At 70.6% G+C, this 26,233-nt stretch carries 21 protein-coding genes; 6 read left to right on the top strand and 15 right to left on the bottom strand.

Annotation, left to right across the window (positions count from 1 at the left end; translation table 11 throughout):
* Window positions 1–213: 213 nt before the first annotated feature.
* The 4 genes from G3I71_RS34075 (at window position 214) to G3I71_RS34060 (ending at window position 4,603) form a co-directional block, all read left to right on the top strand.
* Window positions 214–1,635 carry a Cys-Gln thioester bond-forming surface protein gene (locus G3I71_RS34075; protein WP_343243147.1) on the top strand — a complete coding sequence of 474 codons (1,422 nt, stop codon included), beginning with the start codon at window positions 214–216 and terminating at the stop codon, window positions 1,633–1,635.
* Between the two features lie 188 nt (window positions 1,636–1,823).
* A complete protein-coding gene (gene ettA, locus G3I71_RS34070; protein ID WP_164320783.1) occupies window positions 1,824–3,488 on the top strand; it encodes an energy-dependent translational throttle protein EttA in 1,665 nt (554 codons plus the stop codon).
* Between the two features lie 6 nt (window positions 3,489–3,494).
* On the top strand, window positions 3,495–3,914 hold the full coding sequence (locus G3I71_RS34065) for a thioesterase family protein (protein WP_164320781.1): 420 nt from the start codon (window positions 3,495–3,497) through the stop codon (window positions 3,912–3,914).
* Complete coding sequence (locus G3I71_RS34060) at window positions 3,911–4,603, top strand: hypothetical protein (protein ID WP_164320779.1); 693 nt, start codon at window positions 3,911–3,913, stop codon at window positions 4,601–4,603. The genes G3I71_RS34065 and G3I71_RS34060 overlap by 4 nt, the downstream gene beginning before the upstream one ends.
* Before the next feature lie 7 nt (window positions 4,604–4,610).
* On the opposite strand, the gene G3I71_RS34055 is transcribed toward G3I71_RS34060, so the two are convergent.
* Window positions 4,611–5,015: a globin gene (locus G3I71_RS34055; protein ID WP_164320777.1), complete on the bottom strand. Its 405-nt coding sequence runs from the start codon at window positions 5,013–5,015 to the stop codon at window positions 4,611–4,613.
* 138 nt (window positions 5,016–5,153) lie between these two features.
* On the opposite strand from G3I71_RS34055, the gene G3I71_RS34050 reads away from it, so the two are divergent.
* On the top strand, window positions 5,154–6,149 hold the full coding sequence (locus G3I71_RS34050) for a methyltransferase domain-containing protein (RefSeq protein ID WP_164320775.1): 996 nt from the start codon (window positions 5,154–5,156) through the stop codon (window positions 6,147–6,149).
* Window positions 6,150–6,174: 25 nt separating this feature from the next.
* On the opposite strand, the gene G3I71_RS34045 is transcribed toward G3I71_RS34050, so the two are convergent.
* From G3I71_RS34045 to G3I71_RS33980, 14 genes are all read right to left on the bottom strand, one after another.
* A complete protein-coding gene (locus tag G3I71_RS34045; RefSeq protein WP_164320773.1) occupies window positions 6,175–7,563 on the bottom strand; it encodes an FHA domain-containing protein in 1,389 nt (462 codons plus the stop codon).
* A 41-nt stretch (window positions 7,564–7,604) separates the two neighbouring features.
* Window positions 7,605–8,951: a VWA domain-containing protein gene (locus G3I71_RS34040; RefSeq protein WP_164320771.1), complete on the bottom strand. Its 1,347-nt coding sequence runs from the start codon at window positions 8,949–8,951 to the stop codon at window positions 7,605–7,607.
* A gap of 102 nt (window positions 8,952–9,053) precedes the next feature.
* Window positions 9,054–10,445 (bottom strand): PP2C family serine/threonine-protein phosphatase, encoded by a 1,392-nt coding sequence (locus G3I71_RS34035; RefSeq protein WP_164320769.1) that lies wholly within the window; start codon window positions 10,443–10,445, stop codon window positions 9,054–9,056.
* Window positions 10,446–12,944 (bottom strand): serine/threonine-protein kinase, encoded by a 2,499-nt coding sequence (locus G3I71_RS34030; RefSeq protein ID WP_164320767.1) that lies wholly within the window; start codon window positions 12,942–12,944, stop codon window positions 10,446–10,448. It abuts the gene before it with no gap.
* Window positions 12,944–14,269, bottom strand: a complete 1,326-nt coding sequence (locus G3I71_RS34025; protein WP_203732074.1) for a hypothetical protein — start codon at window positions 14,267–14,269, stop codon at window positions 12,944–12,946. Before G3I71_RS34025 ends, G3I71_RS34030 begins: the two co-directional genes overlap by 1 nt.
* A gap of 63 nt (window positions 14,270–14,332) precedes the next feature.
* Window positions 14,333–15,409, bottom strand: a complete 1,077-nt coding sequence (locus G3I71_RS34020) for a glutamate ABC transporter substrate-binding protein (protein WP_239149505.1) — start codon at window positions 15,407–15,409, stop codon at window positions 14,333–14,335.
* A 97-nt stretch (window positions 15,410–15,506) separates the two neighbouring features.
* Window positions 15,507–16,973 (bottom strand): hypothetical protein, encoded by a 1,467-nt coding sequence (locus G3I71_RS34015; protein WP_343243146.1) that lies wholly within the window; start codon window positions 16,971–16,973, stop codon window positions 15,507–15,509.
* A gap of 231 nt (window positions 16,974–17,204) precedes the next feature.
* On the bottom strand, window positions 17,205–18,176 hold the full coding sequence (locus G3I71_RS34010) for a BadF/BadG/BcrA/BcrD ATPase family protein (protein WP_164320763.1): 972 nt from the start codon (window positions 18,174–18,176) through the stop codon (window positions 17,205–17,207).
* Window positions 18,167–19,432 carry a 6-phospho-beta-glucosidase gene (locus tag G3I71_RS34005; protein WP_164320761.1) on the bottom strand — a complete coding sequence of 422 codons (1,266 nt, stop codon included), beginning with the start codon at window positions 19,430–19,432 and terminating at the stop codon, window positions 18,167–18,169. Before G3I71_RS34005 ends, G3I71_RS34010 begins: the two co-directional genes overlap by 10 nt.
* A gap of 7 nt (window positions 19,433–19,439) precedes the next feature.
* Entirely contained in the window at window positions 19,440–20,357 is a 918-nt protein-coding gene (locus G3I71_RS34000) for a carbohydrate ABC transporter permease (protein WP_164320759.1), read from the bottom strand.
* Between the two features lies 1 nt (window position 20,358).
* Window positions 20,359–21,303: a carbohydrate ABC transporter permease gene (locus G3I71_RS33995; RefSeq protein WP_164320757.1), complete on the bottom strand. Its 945-nt coding sequence runs from the start codon at window positions 21,301–21,303 to the stop codon at window positions 20,359–20,361.
* 2 nt (window positions 21,304–21,305) lie between these two features.
* Window positions 21,306–22,643: an ABC transporter substrate-binding protein gene (locus G3I71_RS33990; protein ID WP_164320755.1), complete on the bottom strand. Its 1,338-nt coding sequence runs from the start codon at window positions 22,641–22,643 to the stop codon at window positions 21,306–21,308.
* A 92-nt stretch (window positions 22,644–22,735) separates the two neighbouring features.
* Window positions 22,736–23,947, bottom strand: coding sequence for an ROK family transcriptional regulator (locus G3I71_RS33985; RefSeq protein ID WP_164320754.1), 1,212 nt, complete (start codon window positions 23,945–23,947; stop codon window positions 22,736–22,738).
* 199 nt (window positions 23,948–24,146) lie between these two features.
* Window positions 24,147–25,250, bottom strand: a complete 1,104-nt coding sequence (locus G3I71_RS33980) for a mechanosensitive ion channel family protein (protein ID WP_164320752.1) — start codon at window positions 25,248–25,250, stop codon at window positions 24,147–24,149.
* A gap of 334 nt (window positions 25,251–25,584) precedes the next feature.
* Between G3I71_RS33980 and G3I71_RS33975 the strand changes: the two genes are divergently transcribed.
* Window positions 25,585–26,121, top strand: coding sequence for an HNH endonuclease (locus G3I71_RS33975; protein WP_164320750.1), 537 nt, complete (start codon window positions 25,585–25,587; stop codon window positions 26,119–26,121).
* Window positions 26,122–26,233: the final 112 nt, after the last annotated feature.

Below are 26,233 nucleotides of genomic sequence, written 5' to 3'. Positions count from 1 at the left end.
CCGGACCTGGCTGGCCATGCACTGGCACCGCTGGCGCACCCGCCACCAGACCCGAGCCCGAACCAGCCACTACCGCACCCGAACCGCCCGCGCTCACTCACCGTGAAACCACCGGCTGTAGTACTAGGATGCCCGGATAGCTCACGGGGCTTCTGATGCTGCTGGCGGGACCGCACCCCCCACGTCAACGAGTCCTGCTCGAAGGGGAATTCTGTGTTTTCTTCGTTCTCCGCGCTGTCCGGGCGCGGGCGAGCGGCGGCGGCCCGGCTCGCCGCCGCGACGATGGTGTCCGGCCTCGCCGTCACCGGCGCGCTGGTCACCGCCGGTACGGCCGTCGCGGACGCCACTCCGCAGCAGCAGGGCGGGGCGACCGCCACCATAGGCGGACTGAAGACGTACGGCGCGGCCGTCGTCCACGGGGGCGACGGGGACGAGCAGGTGTCCGCGGGCCTGTTCGAGATGTCCGTCGACAACGGCGGCATGCTGCAGACGTACTGCGTCGACCTGCACAACCCGACACAGAAGGACGCCAAGTACCAGGAGACCTCCTGGAGCGGCACCTCCCTGGGCGGCAACAAGGACGCGGGCCGGATTCGCTGGATCCTGCAGAACTCCTACCCGCAGGTGAACGACCTCGCGGCGCTGGCCGCCCGGGCGGGCGCGGCCGGACTCACCGAGCAGGACGCGGCGGCGGGCACCCAGGTGGCCATCTGGCGCTACTCCGACGGCGCGGACGTGGACGCCGTGGACCCGCGCGCCGAGAAGCTCGCGGACTACCTGGAGCAGAGCGCGCAGAACCTCGCGGAGCCCGACGCTTCGCTGACCCTCGACCCGCCCGCGGTCTCCGGCCACCCCGGTGAGCTGCTCGGACCGGTCACGGTGCACACCGACGCGGACAGCGTCACGGTGATACCGCCCGCCGACGCCGCGACGAGCGGGGTTCGGGTCGTCGACCAGGACGGCGAGGCCGTCACGTCCGCGGTCGACGGCGGCCAGGTGTTCTTCGAGGTGCCCGAGGACACGCTGGACGGTTCGGCCGCACTGAGCGTCCAGGCCTCGACCAGCGTGCCGGTCGGCCGAGCCTTCACCTCGGACAGCCGGAGCCAGACCCAGATCCTCGCCGGCTCCAGCGAGTCCACGGTCTCCGCGACGGCGACCGCGAACTGGGCGGCCACGGGTCCCGTCCCCGCGCTGTCGGCGCGGAAGAACTGCGCCAAGAACGGCGTGGACATCACGGCTGCCAACAAGGGCGACGAGGCGTTCACCTTCCAGCTGATGGGCTTCGAGCACACCATCGCCGCCGGGGAGTCGCGGACGGTGACGATCCCCTTGCAGGAGGACCAGCCGTACGACTTCACGATCCTGGGGCCGAACGGCTTCGAGCAGCGGTTCGCCGGTGTCCTCGACTGCGAGACCCAGGGCAGCGCGAGCGGCGACGCGGTCCAGACCCTCAGCGAGCCCAGCCCGGCCCTGGCGGGCGGCACCCCCGCCGCCGGCGTCAACCTGGCCGAGACCGGCAGTTCCAGCGCGACGCCGATGATCGCGGGCATAGCGATCGTCCTGCTGGTGATCGGCGGCGGCGTGGTGCTCCTCGTCGGCAAGAAGGAGTCGCACGGGGCGGGCCCCCGGGGATGAACGTGAGCGACATCGCACCTTGAAAACTCAACAGCGTGTGACCGCACAGTGACCCGCTGACCGGGCGGCCCCGCCTGCCTGCCAGGCGCCCGGGCCGCTGACGTACTCGTTTCCCCGTAGGGGTAGCGGTACGGCAAGATGGGTTGTATCCCACCACTGCCTGATTTCAAGCTGCCGGACGGTTTCTCTTGGCTGAGTACATTTACACCATGCGCAAGACGCGCAAGGCGCACGGCGACAAGGTCATCCTTGACGACGTGACGCTGAGCTTCCTGCCCGGCGCGAAGATCGGTGTGGTCGGCCCGAACGGTGCCGGTAAGTCCACCGTTCTCAAGATCATGGCGGGCCTCGAGCAGCCGTCCAACGGCGACGCCTTCCTGTCGCCCGGCTACAGCGTCGGCATCCTCATGCAGGAGCCCGAGCTCGACGAGTCCAAGACGGTCCTGGAGAACGTCCAGGACGGCGCAGCCGAGATCATGGGCAAGCTCAACCGCTTCAACGAGGTCGCCGAGCTGATGGCGACCGACTACTCCGACGCGCTCCTCGACGAGATGGGCAAGCTCCAGGAAGACCTGGACCACGCCAACGCCTGGGATCTCGACGCGCAGTTGGAGCAGGCCATGGACGCGCTGGGCTGCCCGCCCGGCGACTGGCCGGTCGTCAACCTCTCCGGTGGTGAGAAGCGCCGCGTCGCACTCTGCAAGCTGCTGATCGAGGGTCCGGACCTGCTCCTCCTCGACGAGCCCACCAACCACCTCGACGCCGAGTCGGTGAACTGGCTGGAGCAGCACCTCTCGAAGTACGCGGGCGCCGTCGTCGCCGTCACTCACGACAGGTACTTCCTGAACAACGTCGCCGAGTGGATCCTCGAGCTGGACCGTGGCCGGGCGATTCCCTACGAGGGCAACTACTCCACGTACCTCGAGAAGAAGTCCACCCGCCTCAAGGTCGAGGGCCGCAAGGACGAGAAGCGGCAGAAGCGCCTCAAGGAAGAGCTGGAGTGGGTCCGGTCCAACGCCAAGGGCCGACAGACCAAGTCCAAGGCACGCCTCGCCCGTTACGAGGAGATGGCAGCCGAGGCCGACAAGATGCGGAAGCTGGACTTCGAGGAGATCCAGATCCCGCCGGGCCCGCGTCTGGGCTCCATCGTCGTCGAGGTCAACAACCTCTCCAAGGCCTTCGGCGACAAGGTCCTCATCGACGACCTGTCCTTCACTCTGCCGCGCAACGGCATCGTGGGCGTCATCGGCCCGAACGGCGCGGGCAAGACCACGCTGTTCAAGATGATCCAGGGCCTTGAGACCCCCGACTCCGGTGCGATCAAGGTCGGCGACACCGTCAAGATCAGTTACGTCGACCAGAGCCGCGCCAACATCGACCCCAAGAAGACGCTGTGGGCCGTCGTCTCCGACGAACTCGACTACATCAACGTCGGTCAGGTCGAGATGCCGTCGCGTGCCTATGTGTCCGCCTTCGGCTTCAAGGGGCCGGACCAGCAGAAGCCGGCAGGCGTCCTCTCCGGTGGTGAGCGCAACCGCCTGAACCTGGCGCTGACCCTCAAGGAGGGCGGCAACCTGCTGCTCCTCGACGAGCCCACCAACGACCTCGACGTGGAGACTCTGTCCTCGCTCGAGAACGCGCTGCTCGAGTTCCCCGGTGCGGCCGTGGTCATCTCCCACGACCGCTGGTTCCTGGACCGGGTCGCGACGCACATCCTCGCGTACGAGGGCGAGTCGAAGTGGTACTGGTTCGAGGGCAACTTCGAGTCGTACGAGAAGAACAAGGTCGAGCGCCTTGGGGCGGATGCCACTCGTCCGCACCGCGCCACCTACAAGAAGCTGACCCGGGGCTGATCGATCTTGCGGCACATCTACCGCTGCCCGCTGCGCTGGGCGGACATGGACGCGTACGGCCACGTCAACAACGTGGTCTTCCTCCGGTACCTGGAGGAAGCCCGTATCGACTTCCTGTTCCGCCCGGACAAGGATTTCCAGCAGGGGTCCGTGGTGGCACGCCATGAGATCGACTACAAACGGCAGTTGGTCCACCGGCACACGCCCGTGGACATCGAGTTGTGGGTCACGCGGATAATGGCGGCGTCCTTCACGCTCACCTACGAGGTCAAGGACCCGGACCAGGTGTACGTCCAGGCCTCGACGGTCGTCGTGCCGTTCGACTTCGCGACGCAGAGCCCGCGCCGCATCACCTCCGAGGAACGGGAGTTCCTGGAGGAGTACATGGACGCGGACGACGCCGAGGGCGGGGCCGTCGCCGCATGACGGCCCTGCACCTCGCCGACGAGGGGGAGGCGGCCGACCTCGCCGCCTTCCTCGCCAGGCTGCTCCACTACGACCGTGGGGCAGCGGTGCGCCTCCAGGCGGCCGGAACCGCCCTCGCCGTGTTCGGGCGGCCCCCGTCCTTCGAGGTCCTCGCGATCCGCGCGGCCCGGCTGGCCAAGCCGTACGAGAACGGACTGGACGTCGCCCTCGATGTCACCGTGTCGGCCGGTGAGCTCCTGGAGACGGTGGACGAGCCGGCCGTCACCCTCACCGTCCCCGGGGCCGTGACCGGGCCGCCCTGGGCCGGGGTGCTGCCCCCGCGCGGCGGCTGGCGACCGGAGGACGGCCTGCCCGCACCGGACGCGCTGCGCGCCATGGTCGCCGCAGGGGTCGCCGAATTCCGGTCCCGTACGCAGGAGTTGGCACCCGAACTGCGTACCCGCGCCGAACTCGACCGGATCGGGCGGGAGATCTGGACCCGGACGGTGGGGGACACCCGCCTGCCGGTACGGGCCGTGCACGCGGCGCAGTCCCTGGGCTTCCTGCGGCCTGCACAAGGCGGCCAGGCGTCCGGTGAGGCGCCGCTCGCGCTGGTCTCGTCGGGGCCCTGGCTGCGACTGCGCACCCCCTACGGCTCGATCGCCGTACGCAGGGCGGGACTCGGGGCGCTGGACGTCAGCGTCCGCTGAAGCCCGGTCAGCCGTCCGTGTTGACCATCGAGGCCGCCGCGTACGTCAGGTAGTTCCACAGCGTCCGCTCGTGCTCCTCGGAGAGGCCGAGCTCCTCGACGGCGACGTGCATGTGCTTCAGCCACGCGTCGTGTGCGGCCCGGTCGACGGCGAAAGGGGCGTGGCGCATCCGCAGCCGAGGGTGGCCGCGGTTCTCGCTGTACGTCGTGGGGCCGCCCCAGTACTGGATCAGGAACAGCGTGAAGCGCTCCTCGGCCGGACCCAGGTCCTCCTCCGGATACATGGGCCGCAGCAGCGGATCCTCGGCGACACCCTCGTAGAACCGGTGCACGAGGCGCCGGAAGGTCTCCTCGCCGCCGACCTGCTCGTAGAAGGTCTGCTCCTGAAGCGTGCCGCGCGGAATCTCTTTCACTTCACCATGGTCTCAGACGGACCGGCCGAGGACTCAAGGCCTAGGACCACTCCGTCGGGGCCGCGCACTGAGCGGCCCGTTCCGTTTCGGCCGGTATCGGCGCTCGCGTCCCGGCCCGGGGCGCAGGACAGTGGACGTATGAGCACGCACGCTGTCCACGAGGGCAGGGACGACGACCTCGGCGATCTCGCCGCATCGGCCCGGGCGGAGCTGCTGCGCGTGATCGAAGCCAGTGGGGCCTGGGACGGCGACCCGGTCTGGCGGGAGGCGTTCGAGGCGGTGCCGCGGCATCTGTTCGTGCCGTACTACTACGCCGGTGCCGTGTCGGGTCGGCAGCGGCTGTGGGGCGGGAGTCCCGACCCGCGCACGCGTGAGCGATGGGTGCGCGGCGCCTACACGGACGCGCCGCTCGCGACCCGGATGCGCGACGGCGAACTGGTCTCCTCCAGCAGTCAGCCCTCACTCATGGCCATGATGCTCGCCGAACTGGAGGTCGAGGACGGGCACAACGTCCTGGAGATCGGTGCGGGTACGGGGTACAACGCGGCGCTGCTCGCCCACCGCCTCGGCGACGCGCTCGTCACGACGGTGGATCTGGACCCGGAGATCACCGAGTCGGCCCGCCGGCATCTGGCCGCCGCCGGACACCACCCGGTCGTCGTCACCGGCGACGGTGCCCGCGGAGTGCCCGAGCGCGGCCCCTTCGACCGGATCATCGCGACCTGCACGCTCAGCTCGGTCCCGCGCGCGTGGCTCACGCAGTGCCGCCCCGGAGCCCGCATAGTGACGCCGTTCGCCACCGGCCTGGCCGCCCTCACGGTCCTCGACGCCGAGCACGCCGAGGGCCGCTTCCTGCACACGTCCGCCTATTTCGTGCCGTTGCGCGGGGACAGCCGGCCGGAGCCCGCCGTCCCGCACCGGGGCGCACTCCCGGCCCGGGCACGCGAGCACGAGCTGTTCCGGTTCCTGCTGACACTCACCCGGGGCACCCTGGACCCGCAGGAGGCGTACGCGCTGTGGGAGCGCGAGGAACGGCCGGTACGGGAGCGGTACGGGATCACCGTCAGCGGCGACCAGGAGTGGGCCTGGCTCGACGAACCCACCGGTCCGTACGCCTGGCCCCTCCCCGCCTGACAGCCCTGTCCCGGCCTGTCCCGGTCTATCCCCGGCGGATCGTGATCGTCGTCCACGCGCCCACGTGCACCCGGTCGCCGTCCTGCAGCGGTACGGGGACGAAGGGCTGGATGGGCTCCTCGGAGTTGTTGACCGTCGTGCCGTTCGTCGAGTTCTGGTCGACGACCGCCCAGCTGCCGTCGGGCTGCTGGACCAGCACGGCGTGCTGGTGCGAGACGCCCGGGTCCTCCGGCGGCACCGCCAGGTCGATGTCCGGGGACTCGCCCGTGGAGTGCCGGCGGCGGCCGATCGTGATCTGGTTGCCGGTGAGCGGGCGCTGCTGCTCCGGCGAGTACGCGGGCAGGTTCAGGCCCGCCGCCTCGGGGCCGGAGCGCTGCATCATCGCCATGAAGTACTGGCGGTCCGGGCCGATCGTCGCGGACCAGGTCAGCGGCTGCTGCTGGCCGTAGCCACCGCCGTGTGCGGGCGGGGCCTGGGTCATGCCGGGCTGTGGGTAGCCGTAGCCGCCGCCCTGCTGCGGGGACGGCGGTCCGCCCGGGCCGCCGGACGGCGGGGAGATCACCCAGTCGTCGTCACCGCCGCCGAAGCCGCCGGGAGCGGACTGCGGGCCACCGCGCCGGCCCGTCTCCTGCGGGAACGCGGGCGGGGAGGACTGACCGGGACCGGACGGCTGGAACGCCTGCGGTGCGCCACCGGGCCCTCCAGGGCCACCTGGCGGCGAGTACCCCTGGGGTCCGCCGGACGTGGCGGGGAGACCGGACGGCGGGTATCCCTGCGATCCGCCGGGTCCGCTGGGCGGGTAACCCTGCGGGCCGCCGGCGGACGTACCACCGGGACCACCGGGACCGCCTGGGCCACCGGGTGCGCCTGGGGTGGGACCCGGCGGCGGGGGGACCGGGCGCGACGGGTCGCTGCCGAAGGGCGGGATCGGTTCGGCGGGGCGGTTGATCTGCGACGGGCGCGAGCTCTGGTAGTCGTACCCGTCACCGCCACCGCCGTAGGACGGGCCGGGCGGCGGAGACGGGAACCGCTGGCCGGGGCCTGGGTCACCGGGACCCGCTCCGTACCCCTGGCCGTATCCCTGGCCCTGGCCAGGTCCCGGCGTCTGGGGGCGCGGGGCGGCCGGGGTGTACGAGGTCGCCGTGTTCGTCAGGAAGTTCCACCGGCACTCCTCGCAGAACGGAGCGCCCCCCTCACGCGGGGTGCGGCACTGCGGGCACAGCTCCTGCTCGGCGTCCGGCACGGCGGACAGGTGCGAGCGGCTGCAGGGCGCGCCGGTGGCGGAACCCGGCGGCGGATAGGCGTAACCGGGCGCCGGAGGTGGCGGCGGGGGCACGGCACCGGCCATGCGGTGACCGCAGACCTCGCACCAGTCGTCGGAACCCGACTGGTGTCCGTTCGGGCAGGTCGGCATGTCGGCGCTTCCCCCTCTCCTCTTCGCTACGTTTTGTGTATCTACTTCTTTACACGAACAGTCTTTGTGGACCGTGTCTCGAGCGTCATCTCGTCGGCCTCTTCGACCTTCGCCTTCAGTCGCACAGTACCTGCCGCGGCGTCGACCACGTCCACCACCTTCGCAAGCAGTTTCGCAGTATCCGCGTTTCCGGAGGCGCTGGCGAGCTGAACGGCTCGTCCCAGCTTGGCCGTCGCACCGTCGACATCACCCGCTTTGCGGGCATCCAGACCCTGCTGGATGACTTGTGCCAGTTCGGCCTGGCCCGTGTAGTGCGCGACCTGTGGGTTGATCGACGTCGAGGCCGCCATGTCGTCGGTCCACACAGCTCGTACGAGGCCCTGTGCGCCGAGGTTCTGGGCGCTGCCGTCGGGCTGCGGGATCACCAGGGAGACACGGGCGGCCAGCATCTCCTGGCCCAGGCCGGCGGAGGGCACCTCGACGCACACGTGGTAGTCGCGCGACTCGTCCCCCCAGGAACCGGTGGGGTAGTCACCGGCGCGCGGGCCCGCCTGCGTGCGACGGTCGGTCAGTTCCGCGACGGTGGGCGCCACTTGCTTGACGAACTTGATCTCCGTGCCGACCGGGGTCCACAGCCGCAGGGCGACGTCCGCGACCTCCTTGCCCATGGCCGTCTCCATCATCTGTGTGAAGTCGGCGGCGAGGCCGGCCGGGTCGGCGACGATGTCGGCGGTCCCCAGCAGTGCGGAGGCGATGGCGGTGACCTCCTTGACCTCCCAGTCGGTGCCCACGCCCCGCGCGTCGCAGGTGAAGCGGCCGGCGCAGGAGTCCAGGGCGGCCTTCAGGTCCTCCGGCGACTCGTGCTCGTTGCGGCCGTCGGTGAGCAGGATGCCGTGCCGGATGGCGATCTCGGACGAGGACAGCAGCCGGTCGGCCAGGCGCAGCCAGGTGCCGATGGCCGTGCCGCCGCCCGCGCTCAGCCGGCGCAGCGCCTGCTTGGCCTGCTCACGGGTGGTGGCGTCGGCGACCGCGAGCCGCCCGCCGCCCGGATAGACCTCCTTGGCGACGTGTGTGCCGCCGATCACCGTGAAGTGCACTCCGTCGCGCACGGCGTCGATCGCGGCGGCCGTCGCCTCCCGGGCGCCCCGCATCTTGGTCGGCGGGTAGTCCATCGAGCCGGAGCAGTCGACCATGATCGCCACTGCCGCGTCCGGACCTCGGCCCGGTGAGTAGATGTGGGGTGCCGAGACACCTGTACCGACCGTGCCGCCGCCGGTCGCGGTGACCGTCACGATCGCGCTCACCTCACGGCCGCCGTCGGGCAGGTACTCGTTCTGGTACACGTCGACCGAGAACTGCGGCACGTTCGACTTCGAGAAATTGGCCATGCGTGCTTCGCTCCCCCTCGAAAACCCCACGTCCGTGGAGCAGTGACTGTATGCGGACCAGTCCCCTCCGGTCCTTGCGCGGACACCCCCGTGTCAGTGCCCTCAGGCGGATCCTGCCCCCTGCGACGGGGCGGGGAACGGCACGACGGCCACTGTTACGTTGTCGTGGCCCCCGCCGTCCAGGGCGTGGCCGACCAGGACCTGGGCGGCGTGCAGCGGGCGCGAGGCGGCGTCCCGCGGGAGAACCTCGGCCAGTTCGTCCGCGGCCTCCGCGTAGTTCCACAGCCCGTCCGTGCACACCACGACCACACCCGGCCGGTCCGGCTTGAAGGAAGCGGTGTGCGGCTCCAGTTCGTACGCGTCCGCGCCGAGCCAGCCCGTGATGGCGTGGGCGCGCTCGTCGGCGTACGCCTCCGCCTCGTTCATCAGGCCCGCGGCGACCATCTGCGCGGCCCACGAGTCGTCCTCGGTGAGCCGGGCCGGGGCGGTGGAGCGGTCCAGCGGGACCCAGTAGACGCGGCTGTCGCCGACCCAGCCGACGACCAGCAGCGTCGGGGTGACGATGGAGCCCACCAGGGTGCAGGCCGGCGAGTTGTGGTGCGGGGTGTGCTCGCGGGCCCCACCGGGCTCGTCCGCCAGGGCGTTCACGGCGTGCGAGGCGGCGATGATCGCGTCGTGCATCGCCTGCTGCGGGTGGGTGCCCTGGGGCAGGGCCGCCATCAGCGAGTCGCCGGCCGCCCGGGACGCGGCGAGGGAGGCCTCGTCGGGGCGGGTCGCCGAGGAGACGCCGTCGCAGACGATCGCGACCAGCGCGGGCGCGCGGTCGGGCAGCGTGGTGTGGGAGATCGCGTACGCGTCCTCGTTGCGGTGGTGACGCAGGCCCCGGTCGGTGACCGCGGCGAGCGGGCCGACCTCGTCCTCCATGTGGTCGCGCTCGCGCGGCTGGGCGTGCCCGCAGTTCTCGCAGTAGCCGTCGTTGTCGACACGGCCCGCCCGGCAGGCCACGCACACCTTGGTGCCGGCCGGGGGCGTCGAGGTCTCAGCCGGGCGCGGGGCGGGCGCCTGGAGCGGGTACTCGTCGGGCTCACCGCCGGCGGGCCGGTCGAACCGTACGCCTGTTGCCGGGGAGACCGGCGAGCCCGTGGGCGGCGGTCCGGGCACCGGGGGGCGGCCGGGCACCGGCGGGAGCACGGTCCCGCCCGAGTCGGTGCCCGGGAGGTCGGTGGCCAGGTGTACGGGCGCCGGCTTGCCGGAGCTGCTGGTCTCGGGAGCGTGGGGCCAGTCCACGGAAGCGGCCTCCGAAGGCGGGTGCGGCGCGGACGCGAGGGCGCCGCTCAGGGTGAGCGTCGGGGAGTCTCCGGGGCGCGGGGGCACGGCCGACAGGTCGTACCCGCACGCGCCGCAGAACCGGTCGCCCGATTCGACCGGCTCCTCGCAGCTCGGGCACCGGGACAGGGCCGTCGGCCGGGGTGGCTGGGGCATCTGGGACATCAACTACACCCACGTCCGGGGGCGGTAACGGTTGGCGCGTTCCACCAGGTCGATCCTCTCCTCGCCGCCCTGTGCGAGCCGGGCCAGCGTCCGGTACGAGCGTTCCAGCCCGAAGCGCAGACCACGCTCGTCCAGGTCGCTGCCGAGCAGCACCCGCCCCCCGACGGCAGGAGGGGCAGAACTCTGGCCATGGGAGAGTATCCAGTCCAGCGCGCAGCCGAGGACTTCCGTCGACAGCTGCTCCCGCCGGACCGCGTCCAGACCGTATCCGCCGAGAGCCTCCACCTGCACGGCGGACGCGATCAGATCGTCCAGGAACGGCGCGTCGGCGGCCACTGCCGTCCGCTGCCGCAGCCGCGCCCGTACGGCGGCCACGCGGGCCGCCGTGTAGTGGATCGAGGCTCCCGGAACCGACTCCAGCGTCGTTACGGCGCTACGGCGGTCGCCCGCCGCCAACTGGACGCGGGCCAGGCCGAACGCGGCGCTCACATAGCTCGGGTCGGTCGTCCACACCAGCCGGTAGTACTCGGCGGCGTTGTCGAGCTGCCCGAGGACCTCGGCGCACAGCCCGAGGGCCAGCTTGGGCGGACTCTCGCCCGGGAAGGCGTCGTAGACCGCGTCGAACGACAGCGCGGCGCCCTCGTGATCGCCCGTCACCAGCGCTGCCACGCCCCGGTACCAGACCACCCGCCAGTCGTCGGGCCGCTCCTCCTCCAGCCTGACCAGCGACTCCAGGGCGGTCGCGGCGTCCCCGTTCTCCAGCCGGGCCCGCACCTCCCGCAGCCGGGTCTCCGTCGACTGCGCCGGCACCACCGCGAGAGCGGCGATCAGCTCCCCGGCCGCCGACGCCAACAGCCCCGCCAGGAAGCCCGCGTTGGGGTCGGTCGGGTCGACGCGGGGCACGGGCAGCGCGAGCGCGGCCACGCCGGCGTCGATGGCCTTGACGAGACGAGGGGCGCCGGTGAGCGCCCTGGTGGCACCGCTGATGGCGGGAACGGCCGGCGACGCGGACTTCTTCCGGGGCGCCGCCACACGAGCCCCCAGCCTCGACACCTCCCCGTCCAGCACGCCGAACAACTCCGAGTCCGTGACCTTCACCTCGGGCCCGAACAGCGTCGACAGCGCGGGCCTGGCCCGCCCCGTCTGGAGCGACACGACCTCGCGCAGTACGCCCGTCAGCTGCTCGGACATCTCCTGTGCGGACGCGAACCGGCGGGCCGGGTCGGGGTCGGTGGCGCGGACCAGGAGCCGGTAGAACGACTCGTACTGGCGGAAGACCTCGATGTGGTCGGGGTCCGGCAGGGAGTCCACGAACACGTTCGTGTAGCCCTGGAAGTCGAACGTCATGACGGCGAGCGTGCGCGCGACCGTGTACAGGTCGGACGCCACCGACGGGCCGACCTCCGCGACCTCCGGCGCCTGGTAGCCGACCGTGCCGTAGATGGCCGACTCGTCGTCGTCCATTCTGCGGACCGCGCCCATGTCGATGACCTTCAGCTGGTCCTCGGTCTGGATCGCGTTGTCGACCTTGAAGTCGCAGTAGAGCAGGTTGCGGCTGTGCAGATGACCGAGGGCTTCGAGCGCCTCGATGCCGTACGCGCACGCCTGTTCCACCGGCAGCGGGTCCCGCTTGCCGGCCGGGGTGCGGCGGTCGTTGGCGATCTCCTTGAGCGACTTGCCGCCGACGTACTCCATGACGATGTAGCCGTCGAGGGAGCCCGTGCGCTGGTCGAGGTGCTCGACGAAGTTGTAGATCCGCACGATGTTGGCGTGCTCGATCTCCGCGAGGAAGCGCCGCTCGGAGATCGCGGCTGCCATCGCGTCCTGGTCCCCGGTGTCCAGCAGGCCCTTGAGGACCACCCACCGGTCGGACACGGCCCGGTCCACGGCGAGGTAGACCCAGCCGAGGCCGCCGTGCGCCAGACAGCCCACCACCTCGTACTGGCCGCGCACGATGTCACCGGTCTGCAGCTTCGGCACGAACGAGTACGGGTGCCCGCACTTGGTGCAGAACCCCTCGGTACGCCCCGGTCGGCCCTCGCCGCGCGCCCGTCCCACCGGCGCCCCGCAGTCGGAGCGCGAGCAGAACCGCTTGCGCTCGGGCACCTCCGGGTTGTCCAGCACCATCGCGCGCGGGTCGGGCCGCGGCACCCCCGGCACCTCGACCAGGCCCGCGCCGAGCCGGCCGCGCCCGGTGGACCCGGCGCTCGAACCCGAGCTGCGCACCGACACCGAACGGCCCGTCGCCTTCCCCGACATGGACCGCGACAGGCGGCCGGAGACCGAGCGGCGGGACTGCGAGGAACGGGACGTGCGGGAGGTGCGGGCGGAAGGGGCGGACGCGCGGGAACTCGCCGAGGCCGACGACGAACCGGCCATGCCCCCGGCCGACACGACCGGCGCGAGGCCGCACATGTCGCAGTACAGCTCGCCGCCGCCCATGTCCTCGTAAGAGCCCTCGCAGTCGGGCCGCTGGCACTTCTGCTGTTCGGTTCCGGTCATCAGTAGTCCCCCCTCCGGTCACTGGGTCCGGCCTGGCCGGGCACCCGCGGGCCGCCGAAGTACTCGGCGGCGGCCTGCTGGTAGCGCAGCACGGCCTGCTCCGCGACCCGCAGGTCACAGGGCGCGCTCCACAGCATGCGGCGCGCCGCGTCGTACCGCTCGATCAGCAGCGGGTCCTCCGCGAGGCCGTGCCGGGCGACCTTCGCCCGGTACGCGTCGAGCCGGCCGCGCAACTCCGCGCGGACCGCCAGCGGCTGAGTGACCGCCGTCAACGACTCGCGGGCACGCATCAGTTCGTCCTCCGCCTTCGCCTCCAGCGACTCCAGGAGCGGTGAGAGACGGTGCCACTGGGCGTGTCTGCGGTAGTCGGCGGCCATCGACAGCTGCTCCTGCAATGCCGTGGGCGGGCCACTGACGGCGGGCACCTCCGACGCGGCGATCTTCGCCAGCACCTCACCGCGCGCGCTGCGCGCCTCGGCGAGGGTGCGGTCCGCGCGGGACAGCAGGTCGCGCAGCTTCATGAGCCGCGCCTCCGAGTCCTGGCGGACCGTCAGCACGGCGTCGATCTCCCGGCGTACGTCCTCCAGGGCGCGCGCCTCACGGTCGTACACCGTGGTGTCCGGACGGCCGCCGCCGGGCGCCGAACTGCCCTGCGCGGGCAGCCAGAACGCCAGCGGGTCGGAGATCACCCGCTCGCGCAGGGCGGTCAGGGTGCGCGTGATGCGCTCCAGGTCGTCGCCCGCCGGGTGCTCGCCGGGGCGTACGCCCACGGAGTGCGCCAGCTGGCGGGTGCGCTGCAGCTCGGCGGACAGTAGGTCTATCCGCGCGGGCAGGGCCGACCAGACCGCGTCGGAGGTGACGACCATGTCCAGCGAGGTCGCGTACAGCTCGTTCATCCGCTCCACCAGGGCGGCCAGCGAGTACTGATGGCTGAGCTTCCCGGTGCCGTGCAGGGTGGGCGCGTTGGCCGTCGCCGTCGCGCTGCCCGCGACCGTGACGCACTCGCCGCGCAGCAGCTCCGTCAGCTCCACCAGGTCCTCGCGGCTGGACCAGCGGCGGCGCGAACGGATGTCACGGGCGGAGCGATACGTGTCCGAGTACGCGTCGAAGTACGCCCACAGCAGCGTGATCGACGCGTCGGCGGACGCCCAGCGCTCCTTGGTCGTGCCGGTGAGCTCGGCGCCTTCGAGGAGTCTGCGGCCCGCGTGGTCCTGGAGGGCGAGGAGCGAGGTCTCGATCGCCTCGTGCTCCGCGCCGAGCCGCGCCAGCGCACGGTCCACCTCGTCCCGGTCCATCACCGGCCCGGTGGCTCCCGTGACGCCCATCGATCACCTCGACTACTCGTGTGGTTGGCTCGTTCGTTCGGCTCGCTGGTCGGTCGGTGAACGTCACTTCTTGTAGAGGGGCACCGGCGGGTTCGCCGACTGCGATCTGCTGCCGAGTGTCGGCGACAGCCACTTGTCGTACGACGCCTGCCAGCCGCCGTCGTCGATGTACTGCTTCAGTATGAGATTGACCCGGGCCGCAAGGTCGCCTGCACCCTTCTGCACCGCGACGCCGTAGTAGTCCTTGGTGAACGTGTTGCCCTTCAGCGCCACCGTCGGGTCCTGTGCCGCCTGGCTCGCGGCGAGCGCCCCGTCGGTCACCACGGCGTCCACCTGGCCGAGTTGGAGCCGGACGAGACAGTCGAGCTGGCTGGGGACGACCGTCTTGATGTCGGCGGTGGCGACCCCGGCCTTCTTCGCGGCCTGGTCCGTCTGCAACTGGTCGAGCGCCGTGGAGCCGTCCGCCGAGCAGATCCGCTTGCCGGCGAGCGTCTTGTCGTACCCCTTGATCGAGGATTCCTTGGGCGCCAGGACCTGCTGGCCGGTGAGGAAGTACGGGGCGGAGAACGCCACGTCCTCCAGACGCTTACAGGTGATCGTCATCGTGCGGACGATCATGTCGACGCGGCCGTCCTTGATCGCCGGGATGCGCTGGTTGGTGGGGATGGCCTTGAACTGGACCTTGTTCTCGTCGCCGAGGATGTCCTTCGCGATCCGGTGGACCAGGTCGATGTCGAAGCCCTCCAGCGACGCGTCCTTGCCTCCGTTCGGGTCGCGGTAGCCCCAGCGGTAGCTGTTCTGGTCGACGCCGACGATCAGCCGATCGCGGGCCTTGATCGTCTCGATCGTCTTCCCGTCCAGGTCGCCCGGCTGCGGGCTCTGGTCCTGCGCGTCCTTGCAATCCGCCGCGGCCTTCGCCTGGATGGCCTCGGCGACGCCCTGACCACCCGTCTCCGTACCGCCGTCGCCGGACGACTGGGTCAGCGGGAGCAGCAGCGCGAAGGCCACCGCGAGGGCGCAGACGGCCGCCATCGCTCCCACACCGCCCCAGCCCCGCAGTCCGGCCCGCAGAGCCCGGAGACCGGCCCGCAGGACCTGGAGACCGGTGCGCGGACTCCGCGGAAGCCGCTGTGCGTTCATCGTCCTGCCCCCTCTCATCGCCCGAACTCCCTTGCCGCCGCACTCCCTTGTGCTGCTTCGAACCGCGTCCGTACTGTTCTTACCTCTTCGGACCGCATCAGCGGTACTCCGACAGCCTGCGCCCGATGCCGAGCACCGCTCCCGCAGCGCCCAGCACCGCGAGAGCCGCGGCGCCCAGCGGGAGGCCGATCAACGCGTCCCGGCCGTCCCTGGCCGACTGCTGGAACTCCGTCTGCTCATGTCCGATCGCCGTCTTCAGCGCCTTGTCGACGCTGTCGAAGCACTCGCCGGTCGGCTTGTCCTTCTTTTCCCCTATGACGCCGGCGAGTGCCTGCTGGAAGTCACCCGACTCGTACTCCGCCTGCGCCACGTCGTGGCGCTTCTTCCACTCCTCCATGCCGCCGACGGCCGAGGTGACCGGCTTCTTGCCCGCAGTGTCGTCGGCGAGGCGCTCGGCCTCGGCCAGGCCCTTGCCGAGCGCGCTCATCTCGACCTCGAAGTCGTTGTCGTACGCGTCGACGACCGAGCCGTCCTTCAACTCGACCGTCTCCGCACCGCGCGCCACCAGCGTCAGGTTCTCGTTGCCGCGCGCCTTGAGGGAGGCGATCCGGGCGTCGTGCAGCACGTTCAGCGAGCGGATGCCGTGGTCGTAGGAGTCGCCCAGCCCCGAGCGGGCGAAAGTCTGCCCGGCGGCCAGCCACAGCAGGACGATCGTCGCGGTGGCCGTCGCCGCCACCAGACCGTGGTTCAGCACCCGGTTCGTACGCCGGTAGTTGCGTCGCTGGGCCCAGACGAGGGCGCCGAGCACGGCGACGCCGAGGCCGATCGCCGCCCACGGATACGAGGTCGCGTCCGCGTAGTCGGAGTCCAGCCGCTGGTTCTCCCTGGCGTAGAGCTTCTCCGCCTCGGGGAGTATCTGCTTCTGCATCGTCTCGTTGGCCAGCCGCAGGTACGAGCCGCCGACCGGGAAGCCCAGCCGGTTGTTGGCACGGGCCCGCTCGATGTAGCCCGCGTACTCCGGCAGCAGCTTGTTGAGCTCGGCGACGATGGCCGCCGACGGGGAGTCCGGCTCGGAGTTGGTCGCGGCGGCGGAGAGCTTGTCCGCGGCGTTGCGGATGTCCGTCTGATAGCGCTCGCGGGAGGCCGCCGTCTCGTCACCGCCGGCCAGGAAGCCGCTGGAGGCGGCGGTGTTGGCGTCCGCGAGGGAGCTGTAGATGTCCGCGGCGGCCGAGCTGAGGGGCTGGCTGTTGTTCAGCACGTCGTCCGCGGCGGACGAACGGTCGGTCATCTGCCACGCGGTGACGGCACCGAACGCGACGACGAGCACGGCGAGCAGGGCGCCGATGATCCGCAGCCGCCCCGGTTCGGTGGTCGCGGCGGCCCGCAACTGGTCGACGCCCTCGGCGAAGGCGGTGCGGCGCGGGGGCGGGGGGACCTCGGGAGCGGGACCCCTGCCCGGCTGCGAGGGGATGCCGGGCAGGCCCGGGGCGGCGGACGTGCCGGGCACACCCGACGGGTCGGGCGAGCCCGGCGCCGGTGGTGCCGCACTGCTCGTAGATGTCACTGTGACCTCCCCCATGGTCATCCGTCACCGCCAGTATCGCCCCCGGCACTGACAATCCGCACCGGCCTTGACTGGATCTTGATCGGATCGCAGTGCGGCGGCGTTGTGTCGCAGTGGGTGGTGTTGTGCCGGGGCGCGCTGCCATGCATTCGGACACATGCGCGCTCCCCGCACCACCCCTCTGCCCATGAATACGCTGGAGGAATCTGTTCGGTTCCCGTACGAAGCAGGTCAGACCTCGTAGAAGTGGCGTACGCGCGCGTGCACCTCCGCCGGGGCGTTCGTGTGATCCAGGCCGAGCAGCGCCGCCCCCAGCACGGGCCGTGCCGTCACCACCCGGGCGAAGGCCTTGGGCGCCCGCGCGGCCAGCAGCTCCGTGACGCGGTCCGTCAACCGCGGGTGCTGGGCCGCGAGGACACCCCCGCCCAGCAGAACCGGGGTCTCCTCCTCGAGGAGACCGAGGCGGCCCAGCGCGACCGCGGCCATGGCCACCACCTCGTCGGCCAGCCGGTCCACCAGCGCGCACGCCACCGGATCACCGTCCGCCGCCGTGGCGAACAGCACCGGCGTCAGCTCGTGGCGCCGGGCGTTGTCGACGCCCCCCAGATGAAGGGCCTCGATCAGCGCGTACATGGAGGTCAGCCCGAAGTGGGCGGGCAGGGTGGACACCAGGGCTGTCGGACCGCCCCGCCCGTCCTCCGCCCGCGCCGCATGCCACATGGCCTCCTCCGCCAGACCCCAGCCGCCGCCCCAGTCGCCGGAGACCCGCCCCAGCGCGGGAAACCGCGCCGTGCGGCCGTCCGGGGTCATCCCCACGCAGTTGATGCCGGCGCCGCAGACGACGGCGACCCCGCGCGGCTCGGTGATACCGGCCCGCAGGATCGCGAAGGTGTCGTTGCGTACGTCGACACTCGCGCCCCACGCGCGTGCGTGCAGCGCGGCGGCGAACTGCCGTTCCTCCACGGGGAAGTCGGCGTTCGCCAGACATGCCGAGACCCGGTCGACGGACGAGACCCCGGCGGCGGTGAACGCCTCGGCGACGGCGTCGGCCAGCCCGGAGACCGCGGTGTCCAGCCCGTCGGCCGGCGGCCGGAAACCCCCGCCCCGCGCGGTGGCCAGCACCTCCCCGTCGGCCGCGACCACCGCCACGTCGGTCTTGCTGTTGCCCGCGTCGATGGCGAGGACGTGTGCGGTCATGCCCACGCGAGATGCTCCCGGTTGTGCGCGATCAGAGTGTCGGTGAGGGTGTCCGCGTAGTCGTACTGGCCGACGAGCGGATGCGCGAGCAGAGCCCGGAAGACCCGGTTCCGCCCGCCGTGCAGAGCGGCCTCCAGGGCCAGTTCCTCGTAGGCGGTGACGTTGGCGATCAGCCCCGCGTACAGCGGGTCGACAGCCGGGACGGCCAGGGGCGTCGCCCCCTGGCGGCCCACCGCGGCCTGCGTCTCGATGACCGCGTCGTCCGGCAGGAACGGCAGCGTGCCCTTGTTGTACGTGTTCACCACCTGGTAGGGACTGCCGCCCCCGCCCAGCAGCGACGCGGCCAGATCCACCGCCGCCTCCGAGTAGAAGGCGCCCCCGCGCTTGGCCAGCAGTGCCGGTTTCTCGGCCAGGGCCGGATCGCCGTACATCCGCAGCAGTTCCTCCTCCATCGCCGCCACCTCGGCCGCCCGGGAGGGCTTGGTGCGCAGTTCCCGTACGACGTTGTCGTGGGCGTAGTAGTAGCGCAGGTAGTAGGAGGGGACCGTCTCCAGGCTGTCCAGGACGGGACGCGGAAGGCGGAGGTCGGCGGCGATGGCGTCGCCGTGTTCGGCGAGCAGCCGGGGCAGGACGTCCTCGCCCTCGGGGCCGCCCAGGCGGACGCCCGTCTCCCAGGTGAGGTGGTTGAGGCCCACGTGTTCCAGGTGGATGTCGGCCGGGGTCACCCCCAGCAGGGCGGCGAACCTCCGCTGGAAGCCGATCGCCACGTTGCACAGGCCCACCGTCCTGTGGCCGGCCTCCAGCAGGGCGCGGGTGACGATGCCCACCGGGTTGGTGAAGTCGATGATCCAGGCGTCGGGGTTGGTGCGGCGGACCCGCTCGGCGATGTCCAGGACCACCGGCACCGTGCGCAGCGCCTTGGCGAGGCCGCCCGCGCCGGTGGTCTCCTGGCCGACGCAGCCGCACTCCAGCGGCCAGGTCTCGTCCTGCTGCCGTGCCGCCTGGCCACCGACGCGCAGTTGGAGCAGGACGGCGTCGGCGCCCTCGACACCCTTGTCCAGGTCGTCGGTCGTGACGATCCGCCCGGGATGCCCCTGCTTGGCGAAGATCCGCCGGGCGAGCCCGCCGACCAGCTCCAGCCGTTCGGCGGCCGGGTCGACCAGCACCAGCTCCTCTATGGGCAGGGTGTCCCGCAACCGCGCGAAACCGTCGATGAGTTCGGGCGTGTAGGTCGAACCGCCGCCGACCACAGTGAGTTTCATGTGTGGATCAACCCTTTACGCCGGTGAGAGTGACGCCTTCGACGAACGCCTTCTGGGCGAAGAAGAACACGAGGAGTACGGGGGCCAGGACCAGCACGGTCGCGGCCATGGTGAGGTTCCAGTCGGTGTGGTGGGCGCCCTTGAAGGACTCCAGGCCGTAGGACAGGGTCCACGCGCCCGGGTTCTCGGAGGCGTAGATCTGGGGCCCGAAGTAGTCGTTCCAGGCGTTGAAGAACTGGAAGAGGGCGATGGCGGCGATGCCGGGCTTCGCCATCGGCAGGACGACCCTCAGCAGGGTGCGCAGATCACCGCAGCCGTCCACCTTGGCCGCGTCCACGTACTCGCCCGGGATGGTCATCAGGAACTGGCGCAGCAGGAAGATCGAGAACGCGTCGCCGAACGCCAGCGGGATGATCATCGGCCACAGCGTGCCGGACAGGTCCAGTTGCTTCGCCCAGAACAGGTACATCGGGATGACGACCACCTGGGGAGGCAGCATCATCATCGAGATCACCAGCATGAGTGTCAGATTCCGGCCCCGGAAGCGGAACTTGGCGAGCGCGTATGCCACGGGCACGGAGGAGACGACGGTCAAGGCGGTGCCGAGGCCGGCGTAGATCAGCGTGTTCTTCCACCAGGTCAGGAAGCCCGGGGTGTCGAACACCTTGCGGTAGTTGGACCATTCCCAGGTGTGCGGGATCAGGTCCCGGCCGAGTGCCTGCGAGTCGCTCATCAGGGAGGTCAGGAACACGAACACGAAGGGCAGGGTGAAGAAGAGGGCCGCCGCGACGCCGAGGGAGTGGACCGCGATCCATTCCAGGAACGCCTTGCGGCGGGCCGTGCGCTCGGCAGGTGAGGCGGGGGCCTTCAACTCCACGGGCCGTTCAAGTAGTTGAGCCGTGTCCTGAACTGTGTCCTGGGCCATGTCAGTCACCTGCCTGGATGAGACCGCCCCGGCGCCGCATCAGCAGCGCGGTGAACGCCATCGACAGGGCGAACAGCACCAGGGCGACGACACAGGCGGAGCCGTAGTCGAAGCGCTGGAAGCCGAGGTTGTAGACGAGTTGGGGGAGGGTGAGCGTGGAGTGCTCGGGGTAGCCGGGCTCGAACGACGTGCCCGCGCCCTGGATCACACCCGAGGCGACCTTTCCGGCGATGAGTGGCTGGGTGTAGCACTGCATCGCCGCGATCACGCCGGTGACGACCGCGAACATGATGATCGGCGAGATGTTGGGCAGGGTGACGAACCGGAACCGCTGCCACGCCGACGCGCCGTCCAGCTGCGCCGCCTCGTACTGCTCCTTCGGTACGTCGAGCAGCGCGGCCATGAAGATGACCATCAGGTCGCCGATGCCCCACAGGAACATCAGCGTGAGGGCCGGCTTGGACCAGCTGGGGTCGTTGAACCAGCCCGGGGCCGGGATGCCGATCTTCTCCAGGATGGAGTTGACCGGTCCCGTACCGGGGTTGAGGAGGAACGCGAACGCCATGGTCGCGGCGACCGGCGGGGCCAGGTAGGGCAGGTAGAAGAGGGTGCGGAAGACGCCCGTACCCGTCTTGATCTTTGTGATGAGCAGGCCGATCCCGAGTCCGAACAGGACGCGGAGGCTCACCATGATCACGACCAGCCAGAGCGTGTTGCGCAGGGCGGGCCAGAAGTAGGGGTAGGACTCGAAGACGTACTTCCAGTTCTTCGTCCCGACCCAGGTCGGCGGCTTGAAGCCGTCGTAGTGCATGAACGAGAAGTAGACCGTCGAGATCATCGGGTAAGCGAAGAAGACCGCGAAACCGATCAGCCAGGGCGAGAGGAAGGCGAGGGTGCGCAGCCTCGAACGCCGGTGCTTCGCCCGCAGGGTGTAGGTGGTGGCCATGGCTACTTCGCCTGCGCGATGTCCGTGTCGATCTGCTCCGCCGCCTTCTTCAGGCCTGCCTGCAGGTCGGTGACTTTGCCGCTCTCGTAGTCGTAGCCGAGCTGCTGGATGGTGGTGAGGTAGACGCCGCCGTTGATCGAGGCCGGCGAGGTGGTCGAGTTGGGGTCCGCGGCGATGTCGAGGAAGGTCTTGAAGCGCGGGTCGTACTTCAGCTTCGGGGACTTCAGGGCCGCGAGCGTGGAGGGCACGTTGTGGATCGCGTTGGAGAAGCCGACCACCGCGTCCGTGTCGGTGGTGATGTACTTCACCAGTTCCCAGGCCGCGTTCTGCTTCTTGCTGGTGGCGGCGATGCCCGCGATGGTGCCGGTGATGTAGCCCTTGCCGTACTGGTCGGCCTGGTCGTCGGGCACGGGCAGCGGGGCGACGCCGATCTCGAAGTCGGGCTTCGCGTCCAGGGCCATGCCCAGACGCCACTCGCCGTCCAGCTGCATGGCCACCTGGCCGGTCTGGAAGGGGTGCTTGGGGCCCCACTCGTCACCGAGGCCGGAGCGGAACTTCTCCAGTTTCTTGAAGCCGCCGAGGTCGTCGACCAGCTTCTTCTGCACGGCGAAGGCGTCGGCGACGGCAGGGTCGGTGGCGACCGTCGACTTGCCGGACGCGTCGAAGTACGTCGGCCCGAACTGGCCCATGTAGTGCTCGGTGGTCGTCTCCCAGCCGTGGTAGTTCGGCATGAAGCCGAGCTGGGAGTAGGTGTCGCCCTTGCTGATGGTCAGCTTCTTGGCGTCGGCCTCGAACTCGGACCAGGTCTTCGGCGGGTCCGCGATCCCGGCCGCCTTGAAGGCGGTCTTGTTGTAGTAGAGGCCGTAGGCGTCGCCGAGCAGCGGGACGGCGCAGCGGTTGCCGTCGTACTGGGTGTACTCGCTCATTGCCTTGGGGAAGGTCGTCGCCGGGTCGATGCCCGCCTTCTCGAAGAGCGGGTTGAGGTCGACCAGCGCGCCCGACGAGCAGAACTTGCCGACACCGTTGGTGGTGAACGAGGAGATCACGTCGGGTGCCTTGCTGCCGCCCGCGCGCAGCGCCTGGTTCAACTTGTCGTCGGTCATGTTGCCGACGACGTTCACGTGGATGTTGGGGTGGGCCTTCTCGAAGCCGGCGATCAGCGCCTTCACGCCCGCCACTTCGTTCGGCGCGCTCCAGGCGTGCCAGAAGGTGATGGTCGTGTCCTTGGAGGCGTCGTCCTGGCTGTCCGATGAGGACTGGCCCGTACAGGCCGTGGCGAGGAGGGCCGTCGAGGCGGAAACGGCGAGTGCGGCGGCGACTTTTCTTGATATTCCGGGCATGGTGAGGTCTCCCAGGGAAGGGCGAAGCAGGGCACGGGACTGGTGAGGGGTGAGGCGTGAGGGTGAGAGGTGAATCAGGAAGAGGGGGGCGCTCAGCGGGAGGTGTCGAATACCTCGTCGCGGGTTGCCGCGAGGGCGCTCTCCAACGCGCCCCGCAGCACGGGGTGTTCGCGTACGTCGCCCACGACCAGCCGGGGCCGGGCCGCGGCCAGTTCCTCCAGCTCGGCCTGGACCAGAGCGCGCAGGGGTTCGCCGCCCGCGGTGAGGGAGGCGCCGCTGAGGACGACGAGTTCGGGGTCGAGGACGGAGACGAGCGAGGCCAGACCGGTGGCCAGGCCGGTCGCGTACGTTTCGAGGAGCCGCCTGTGCGGGCCCGCGTTGATGTCGGCGGCCTGGGCGACGACGGCGGCGGCGACCTCGGCGTACGGGCCGTTCGGGACGGGGCTGATGCCCAGCTCACGGGCGAGCCGGGGGATGACCTGTGAACCGGCCAGCTCCTGGTAGCCGCCGCTGCCGGCCCTGCTGACCTGCCGGACGAGGGGTGTGCCCGGCACGGGCAGGAAGCCGACCTCGCCGGCGCCGCCGGTCCAGCCGCGGTGCAGTCGGCCGCCGAGGACGAGCGCGGCACCGAGTCCGCCCTCGTTCCAGAGCAGTACGAAGTCGTCGTGCCCTCTGGCCGCGCCGAGCCGTTGTTCGGCGATGGCGACGAGGTTCACGTCGTTCTCGTACTCCACCGGCATCGGCAGCGCGGCGGCGAGTTCGTCGAGGAGGGCCGGGGAGTGCCAGCCCGGGAGGTGTGCGGCGTAGCGCAGCCGGCCGGTGCCGGGGTCGAAGGCGCCCGGCGTTCCGATGACGAGCCGCCGGAGGTCGGACCGGGCCAGCCCGGCCGCCTTGACGGCACCGTCCAGGGCGTCGGTGACCTGTTGGACGACGGGCCTGGCGGGGCGTTTGCCGGGGGTGGGCAGTTCGAACGCGCCCACGGTCCGGCCGGTGATGTCGGCGACCGAGGCGAGGACGCGTTCGGGGGTGACGTCGAGCCCGGCGGCGTACGCGGCGGTCGGGTTGACCTCGTACAGCTGGGCGTTGGGGCCGGGGCGGCCCTCGGTGGTGCCGGTCGCCAGTACCAGCCCCGCCGCTTCCAGGCGGGCGAGGAGCTGTGAGGCGGTCGGCTTGGAGAGACCGGTGAGCTTGCCGATCCGGGTGCGGGACAGGGGGCCGTGCTCCAGGAGCAGGTCCAGGGCGGCCCGGTCGTTCATGGCGCGCAGGACGCTGGGGGTGCCGGGCGTGCCTGCGGTTCCTGCCATGGGTGACTGCACCTGCCTTTCCGTGCCCAGCTTTTCACAAGGGTGATGACTGTTAGGAAGGTTTCCTATCGGATGGCGAGAAGATAGAACCGGACCAAGGGGGATGTCAAGGGGCAATGAGAGGGCAATGAGAAAAGGCGGCGCCCCCGAATCGGGGACGCCGCCTCTCCAGTACAGGCTGCCGTGGGTCTCGTAGCGCCTACCGGACGGACCGCGCCGGTGTGATCGGGGAGGCCGCCTCCGCCTGGGGGGAGCCGGTGTTGGAGTACACCGAGGGGGCCGCGACCGCTGCCGTCGGGTCCAGGGGCTCCTCCTCCGGGATGACCGTGGTGCCGCCGACGATGCGGATGCCCACCGCGTCCAGGGCCCGCTTGACGCGCCAGCGCAGTTCGCGTTCCACCGTCAGGGACTTGCCCGGCATCGTCTTCGCCGTGAGCCGGATCACCATCGAGTCCAGGAGGACGCTGTCCAGGCCCAGACTCTCGATCGGGCCCCACAGCAGCTCGTTCCAGGGCTCTTCCCGGCTCATCTTCTCGGTGACCTCGGCGAGCGTCGCCTTCAGCCGGTCGAGGTCCTCGTCCGTGCGGACGGTCACGTCGACGCCGGCTGTCGCCCAGCCCTGGGAGAGGTTGCCGATGCGCTTGACCTCGCCGTTCCGGACGTACCAGATCTCGCCCTGGTCGCCGCGCAGCTTCGTCACGCGCAGGCCGACCTCGATCACCTCGCCCGACGCGACCCCCGCGTCGATCGTGTCGCCGACGCCGTACTGGTCCTCCAGGATCATGAACACGCCGGAGAGGAAGTCCGTCACCAGGTTGCGGGCGCCGAAACCGATCGCCACGCCCGCGACACCGGCGGAGGCCAGCAGCGGGGCCAGGTTGATCTGGAAGGCGGAGAGGACCATCAGGGCGGCGGTGCCCAGGATGATGAAGCTCGCCACCGAGCGCAGCACGGAACCGATCGCCTGGGAGCGCTGACGGCGGCGCTCGACATTGACCAGCAGGCTGCCCAACGCCGTGCCGCCGGCCGGGCCGTCGGCCACCTGGACCGTGCGGTTCATGCGCTCTATCAGCTTGGTGATCGCCCGCCGGACCGCCACTCTCAGCGCTACCGCGATCACCATGATCAGCAGGACCTTGAGGCCGATCGCCAGCCAGGTGGACCAGTTCTGCTCGACCCAGCTGGCGGCGTTCGTCGCGCTCTCCTGGGCGTCCTGGAGCGACGGGACCAACGCGGTCGGTGACTCCGTGGGAGTCGGTGACGGCGACGAACCGGCGGCCAGTAGGACGGCGGGCAATGACACGGGGGTACCTCCAGAGCGGCCTGCCCCCGGTACGGATGGTTACGTCGGTCGGCTCGTCGTCGAGCCCGTCATTCAGGTCACGGAAAGGTCACCGGAGGGCAGATCCACCACACTAACGGGGCAACGTGAGCGGATCGGCGCCATGTTCGGGGGAGAGACCGTGCTCACCTGGGGATGAAGAGGGTGTGGTCCCGGGTCGTGAACGCAAGGTGTGGTCGAAAACACTCCCAGCCCGTTACCGGGACGTGGTGGCGCAGCCGCCGGGCGAGAGGGGAGACTGACTACAGATCGTCCCGGCGCGAGCCACGTGCCGCCGACGCCCAAGGAGGCATCCGTGCCGCATGTCCTGGTACTCAACGCGTCGTACGAGCCACTCGGCGTCGTACCGCTCCGCCGCGCGCTCGTCCTCGTCCTGGAGAACAAGGCTGTCTCCCTGGAGGAGTCGGGCGCCTTCATGCACAGCGCGACCGTTACTGTCCCCGCACCCAGCGTGGTCCGGCTGAAGAGGTTCGTACGGGTCCCTTACAGGGGGCCCGTTCCACTGACCCGTAGGGCGCTGTTCGCCCGCGACGGCGGCCGGTGCATGTACTGCGGCGCCGCCGCGACCAGCGTCGACCACGTCATCCCGAAGTCCCGTGGCGGTCAGCACCGCTGGGACAACGTGGTGGCGTCATGCCGTCGCTGCAACCACACCAAGGCCGACCGACATCTCTTCGAGATCGGCTGGCGACTGCGCCACAAACCCGCCCCGCCCACCGGTCTCGCCTGGCGCATCATCGGCACCGGACACAGGGACCCGCGCTGGCTGCCGTACCTGCAGCCGTACGGCGCGGACGACGCGATGGCCCGGATCGACGGCATCTCAGCCTGACGTCCGGGCTTTCATATACCTGAATACGGCTTGAATACGGTCTGAATATGCAGTACCCGAACACCTGTACGAGTTGTCTGTGCGGTACGGATGCGATCCGGCCCCCGGGAAC

The organism is Streptomyces sp. SID12501 (assembly GCF_010550245.1).
Lineage (GTDB): Bacteria > Actinomycetota > Actinomycetes > Streptomycetales > Streptomycetaceae > Streptomyces.
Note: the sequence above shows the minus strand (reverse complement) of the source record. Positions and strands in the feature narration are given on the sequence as shown.